This window comes from Oleiphilus sp. HI0079 (assembly GCF_001635105.1).
This window is the reverse complement of the sequence record NZ_LWFT01000498.1, coordinates 1-2,459: the sequence shown is the minus strand read 5'-3', so window position 1 is coordinate 2,459 and position 2,459 is coordinate 1. Positions and strand designations below refer to the sequence as shown.

The window sequence follows — 2,459 nt, the reverse complement described above, 5'->3', positions numbered from 1 at the left end:
ACCCGTAAAGCTATCACCAATCGAATCACCCGCAGCAAACGTTGAAGCAGCTAGACCAACAGCATCAATGCTAAAGTTGAAATCTTTCCCTTTCGTCCAGCCATTACCGAACAGATCATCAAAACCAACATCGCCAAGTGCTGAAGCAGCACCGGCATTTAGCGTCGAATCTGTAGACATCAACACGTCTAAGCCGCCAAGCTTCTCCCACGCATCTTTATAGCTAACGTGGATCAGTAAGTCGCCATCACCATAGGTCTTTTTACTATCAATCGACATAGGACCTGTTGTGGTCGCGTTTGACTGAATTAGACCCGAAGATACCGCATCGGCAACCGTGATCTGACCTGACTGCGCGTCCAAAAACTTAGTTTCATCCGTGTTACCCGCAGCAGACGCTGCAAGCGCTTGAATTTCCGCTACTTTTCTGACGCCTGAAAAACCGGTTTCAAGATAATTGTCTGCGATACCGTTTGCCGGATCGATCAGGCCAGAACCCGCAATATCGAGTTTCACGCGAACATTATCGAAATAACCACCAGGATCAACGTTTTCATTTGCACCAAAACTAATGCCATTCAAAAATATACTACCAGCGTCTTTATACATAAATTCGCCGATCGTGTATTTTGTTTCTAGATCAATCGTCAAACCGGCTTGGCCAGTTAACGCGCTCATTGCTGAGTCGTCTAGAGACTTTAGTTCGGCATGAGCACTTAGGCTTACCCCTGCGATCGCAAGAGACAAGGCCGTTTTTTTTATCGTTTTCATACCCTTCTCCTAACTCCCTACTTGTCTATAAAGAGCCGCTCAAAGAGCGGCTCTTTCCCTGAGACAACCTTCGTTACACCAAATTACTAGTGTGCAGAAATAGTCCAGTTAGTGTAGCTCTCGATGTCAGTCCAATACAACTCACCGATTGAAGTACCAGTGTCACCGAATGACAATGCACCGATCTCCATATCACCTTTAAAGGTAGTGTTGATCGCTACGCCGTCTAGACCAAGGTCGTTAGCCATTGCTACTGGGTTAGCGTAAGCCGCTCCTCCAGCTGCTGCAGCAAGACCCGCCGCATCAAACCCAGCCGTGTTGCGCACTGCAAAGATCTGACGGTTGGACTGTGCAAAACCGAACGCGAAGTTCCCGTTAAGATCCGTTACGTCGCCTCGAACATTGTTAATTTTCAAATCAGTGATTTGAACACCAGCAATATCCAGGTAAACATCAAGATCGGTCACGTTAACGTAAGTGTTCCAGTTGATCTTCGAATCTGCCGCGCCAATTGTAGGCGTTGCAGTACCAGTACCGAAACCATTACCTTTGTTTTCGATATGGATATCAACAGGCCCAAGATAACCATTGATAGAAAGATCAGAGATCAATACTGTAGTGCCAGCGTCGCCATCAGGATCGATACCGTTTGCAGTGTGCCCAGTAAAGTTATCACCAATTGAATCTCCCGCAGCAAACGTTGAATCAGCAAGGCCGATTGCATCAATGCTGAAGTTGAAATCCTTTCCTTTCGTCCAGCCATTACCGAACAAATCATCAAAAGTAACGTCGCCAAGCGCTGATGCTGCACCAGCGTTCAAGGTCGAATCAGTGGACATCAACACGTCTAAGCCACCAAGCTTCTCCCACGCATCTTTGTAACTAACGTGGATCAGCAAATCACCATCACCATAGGTCTTTTTGCCTTCAATAGACATAGGCCCAGTAGTAGTCGCATTCGCCTGAATAAGACCTGCCGATATCGCATCCGTTACCGTGATTTGTCCCGACTGAGCCACCAAGAACTTGGCCTCATCTGTGTTTCCTGCAGCGGCCGCCGCAAGCGCCTGAATCTCAGCCACTTTCCTTACGCCGGAAAAGCCGGTTTCAAGGTAGTTATCTGCTACACCGTTTGCTGGGTCGATCAAGCCAGAACCCGCAATATCGAGTTTCACGCGAACATTATCAAAGTACCCACCTGGGTCGACGTTTTCATTTGCACCAAAACTAATGCCACTCAAAAATACACTACCGGCGTCTTTGTACATAAATTCGCCAATCGTGTACTTCGTTTCTAGATCGATCGTCAAACCGGCTTGACCGGTCAACTCACTCATCGCTGAGTCGTCTAGAGACTTTAATTCGGCATGAGCACCGACGCTTGCTCCTGCAATTGCAAGAGACAAGGCCGTTCTTTTTATCATTTTCATACCTTACTCCTAGTTTCTAACTTTTTTCAAAAAAAAAGCCGCTCTTGAGAGCGGCTTTTCCTCTGAGACTTAACTCATTACACCAAGTAATTAGTGTGCAGAGATAGTCCAGTTAGTGTAGCTCTCGATGTCAGTCCAGTACAACTCACCGATTGAAGTACCAGTGTCACCGAATGACAATGCACCGATCTCCATGTCACCTTTAAAGGTAGTGTTGATCGCTACGCCGTCTAGACCAAGGTCGTTAGCCATTGCTAC

At 46.9% G+C, this 2,459-nt stretch carries 2 protein-coding genes; both read right to left on the bottom strand.

Going from position 1 to position 2,459, the window contains the following annotated elements; genetic code table 11:
• Positions 1 to 771, bottom strand: a 771-nt coding sequence (locus A3750_RS06455; RefSeq protein ID WP_197474944.1) for a DUF6160 family protein, incomplete at its 3' end; no start/stop codon positions are given.
• Between the two features lie 86 nt (positions 772 to 857).
• Entirely contained in the window at positions 858 to 2,201 is a 1,344-nt protein-coding gene (locus tag A3750_RS06450; protein WP_068454682.1) for a DUF6160 family protein, read from the bottom strand.
• Positions 2,202 to 2,459 lie beyond the last annotated feature (258 nt).

What these genes read in the sequence shown, in the direction of transcription:
- A3750_RS06450 (WP_068454682.1), bottom strand. Translation starts at nt 2,201, where the DNA reads ATGAAAATGATAAAAAGAACGGCCTTGTCTCTTGCAATTGCAGGAGCA.